The sequence below is a fragment of the uncultured Aquincola sp. genome (assembly GCF_964001545.1).
Lineage (GTDB): Bacteria > Pseudomonadota > Gammaproteobacteria > Burkholderiales > Burkholderiaceae_C > Aquincola.
In genome coordinates, this window is record NZ_CAXFDV010000251.1 from 1 (window position 1) to 3,052 (window position 3,052).

General features: G+C 71.5%; 4 protein-coding genes and 1 riboswitch. Of the genes, 2 read left to right on the forward strand and 2 right to left on the reverse strand.

The annotated features are described in order from the left end of the window. On the forward strand, positions 1–216 hold a 216-nt coding region (locus ABNT58_RS08690; RefSeq protein WP_348753098.1), incomplete at its 5' end, for a homocysteine S-methyltransferase family protein. Positions 217–254: 38 nt separating this feature from the next. Here the strand turns inward: ABNT58_RS08690 and ABNT58_RS08695 are convergent. Both ABNT58_RS08695 and ABNT58_RS08700 read right to left on the reverse strand, forming a co-directional pair. Further along, positions 255–785 (reverse strand): OmpA family protein, encoded by a 531-nt coding sequence (locus ABNT58_RS08695; RefSeq protein ID WP_348753099.1) that lies wholly within the window; start codon positions 783–785, stop codon positions 255–257. A 100-nt stretch (positions 786–885) separates the two neighbouring features. After that, the gene (locus ABNT58_RS08700; RefSeq protein ID WP_348753100.1) at positions 886–1,596 is read right to left on the reverse strand and encodes a lipoprotein; all 711 of its coding nucleotides are present in this window, start codon (positions 1,594–1,596) and stop codon (positions 886–888) included. Between the two features lie 74 nt (positions 1,597–1,670). Then, a riboswitch (S-adenosyl-L-homocysteine riboswitch) is annotated at positions 1,671–1,752 on the forward strand. A gap of 61 nt (positions 1,753–1,813) precedes the next feature. Here ABNT58_RS08700 and ABNT58_RS08705 point away from each other — a divergent pair. Beyond that, positions 1,814–3,052 (forward strand): dihydropteroate synthase (locus ABNT58_RS08705; protein ID WP_348753101.1); only part of this gene is annotated, 1,239 nt, incomplete at its 3' end.

Genomic DNA, 3,052 nt, shown 5'->3' on the forward strand with positions numbered 1-3,052 from the left:
CCGATGAGCGACACCGGCTTCGACGAGACGCCCGACGTCACCGGCGGGCTGATGGAAGAGTTCGCGAAGAGCGGCTTCCTCAACATCGTGGGCGGCTGCTGCGGCACCACGCCCGACCACATCGCCGCCATCGCGCAGCGCGTGTCGGCCTACCGTCCGCGCAGCCGGCGCGACCCGCTGTTCAGCGGGCTGGTGCAGGAAGCGGCCGAGGCCTGATTCGGCCCGGGCTGGTGCGGGAAGCGGCCGAGGCCTGATCAGGCCCCGCCGGCCGCATTGACCTGCAGCCGCAGGCCCATCGCCGCGCCGTCGCCCGCCACCGCGCTGATGCGCGACGCATCCACGCCGCGGCTGGTGAGGTAGCGGGTCACGGCCTCGGCCCGGCGCCGGCCCAGCGCGGCTTCGGCCTCCGAAGGCGGTGCCACCGCCACCACCAGCATCTCGCGGCGGCGCAGGCTTTCGGCCACGCGGTCCAGCACCGCGGCCAGCGGCGGCTTGATGCCCACCTGACCGGGGTCGAACGCGAATTTCACCGGCACATCCAGCCGCAGCTGGTCGCCGCGGTCGTTGCTGATGGCCACCGGCGTGCCGCTGAACCATTGCTGCAGCCACTGCTGCTCGGCCATCAGGGCCGCGGGCGCGGCGGCGCGGCGGTCGGCTTCGCTGGCCGGCGGACCGGCGGGTTCGGTGGCGCCACGGGGTCCGGTGGCGCAACCGGCCAGCAAGGCCAGGCTGGCGCAGGCCGCAGCGGCCAGGGCGGTGAAAGGGCGCGGTATCGAGTGGGTCATGGTCGGATTGCAGCCGCTGCACGTGTCCGTCGCATGCGGCGGTTTGTAAGCCTTGTTGCCGGCGGTGTGCCCGTGCCTGCAGGGCGCCGCCGGCACCCGCTCATTGCAGGCTGCCGTTGATCACCAGCCGCACCGGCGAGCCGGGCAGGCCATCGGCTTCGGTGATGCGGGTGGGCGAGATGGCGGCGCTGAAGAAGTGCTCGCGCACGCGGGTGCTGCGCTCACGTGCCAGCGACGCCGGGCCGCCGGCTTCGGGCGGCGTCTCGATGCGCATCTGCAGGCTGGGGTGGCGTTCCAGGCTGCTGCGCACCCGGCTCAGCACCGCGGCCAGCGGTGGCTTGACGGCCGAGGCACCGACGTCGAAGCAGAACTCGGCCGGCACTTCCACCAGCAGCGTGCCGTCGCCCTGCGGCGCGATGACCACCGGCGTGCCTTCGAACCACTGCTGCAGCCAGCGGCTCTCGACCATCACCGGGCTGTTCTCGGGCGGCAGCAGCGGCACGCCCGGCTGGGTTTCGCTGGTCATGGAAGGGCTGCTGGCACCGGGCACCGCCGAGGTGGCGGCCGGCGGCTGCTGGGCGGCTTCGGCCGAGGGGGCGACCGGCATCGGCGTCGCCATGGTCGGCGGCTCCACGGGCGGGGGCGCCGGCAGCGGCGGAGGCGGAGGCAGCGGCGTGGTGCCGCCCGCGGCGGTGCCGGGCGCAGGGCGCGGCGGGGGCAGGTCCAGCGGCACCTTGGTGCCGCAGCCCGACAGCACCGCGGCAGCCAGCAGCGCCGCACCGACCGGGGTAGATCGCTTCCACCACTGCATTCGTGATCTCCTGACTGAGTTGTCTTGCCAGGGCATTGTGCAGGGCGGGCGGGCTGCCCCGCTAAAATCGCCAGTTGTCCGAGGAGCGTTGCGACGGCTACATGGCCGCCAGGCTCGGACAGCGGGCTCCCCCGTCTGCAACGACGCTCACCCGGCGCGGACGACGTTGCGGGTGGGCCGCAGCCGACTCGCCGCCCCGGACCCCTGGATTGCTGCCATGTCCGAAGCTTCTGCCGCCCGTCCGCTCACCGTACCTGAACCCGCGCCGCTGCGCCTGGCCGGCCTCGAGCCCGTCACCATCGGCCGGGGCACGCTGTTCGTCAACATCGGCGAACGCACCAACGTCACCGGCTCCAAGGCCTTCGCGCGGATGATCCTCAACGGCCAGTTCGAGCAAGCGCTGGCCGTGGCCCGCCAGCAGGTGGAAAACGGCGCCCAGGTCATCGACGTCAACATGGACGAGGCGATGCTGGACTCGCAGGCGGCGATGGTGCGCTTCCTCAACCTGATCGCCAGCGAGCCCGAGATCGCGCGGGTGCCGATCATGGTGGACTCGTCGAAGTGGTCGGTGATCGAGGCCGGGCTGCGCTGCATCCAGGGCAAGGGCATCGTCAACAGCATCAGCCTGAAGGAAGGCGAGGCCGAGTTCAAGCGCCAGGCCACGCTGGTGCGGCGCTATGGCGCCGCGGCGGTGGTGATGGCCTTCGACGAGAAGGGCCAGGCCGACACCTACCAGCGCAAGATCGAGATCTGCGAGCGGGCCTACCGCATGCTGGTCGATGAGGTGGGCTTCCCGCCCGAGGACATCATCTTCGACCCCAACATCTTCGCCATCGCCACGGGCATCGAGGAGCACGACAACTACGCGGTCGACTTCATCGAGGCCACCCGCTGGATCAAGCAGCACCTGCCGGGCGCCAAGGTGTCGGGCGGCGTCAGCAACGTGAGCTTCAGCTTCCGCGGCAACGACCCGGTGCGCGAGGCCATCCACACCGTGTTCCTGTACCACGCCATCCAGGCGGGCATGGACATGGGCATCGTCAACGCCGGCATGGTGGGCGTGTACGACGACCTGGAGCCGGTGCTGCGCGAGCGAGTGGAAGACGTGGTGCTGAACCGCCGGCCCGATGCCGGCGAGCGCCTGCTGGAGATCGCCGAATCGGCCAAGGGCGCGGCCAAGGACGACAGCGCCCGCCTGGCCTGGCGCGCGCTGCCGGTGGCCGAGCGGCTGTCGCATGCGCTGGTGCACGGCATCACCGAGTTCATCGTCGACGACACCGAAGAGGTGTGGCAGCAGATCCGCGCCGACGGCGGCCGCCCGCTGCACGTGATCGAAGGCCCGCTGATGGCCGGCATGAACGTGGTGGGTGACCTCTTCGGCGCCGGCAAGATGTTCCTGCCCCAGGTGGTCAAGAGCGCGCGGGTGATGAAGCAGGCCGTGGCCCACCTGCTGCCC

Excerpts from the sequence above, each read along its gene's own strand:
- ABNT58_RS08695 (WP_348753099.1), bottom strand. The coding sequence starts at position 785 with ATGACCCACTCGATACCGCGCCCTTTCACCGCCCTGGCCGCTGCGGCC.
- ABNT58_RS08700 (WP_348753100.1), bottom strand. The coding sequence starts at position 1,596 with ATGCAGTGGTGGAAGCGATCTACCCCGGTCGGTGCGGCGCTGCTGGCT.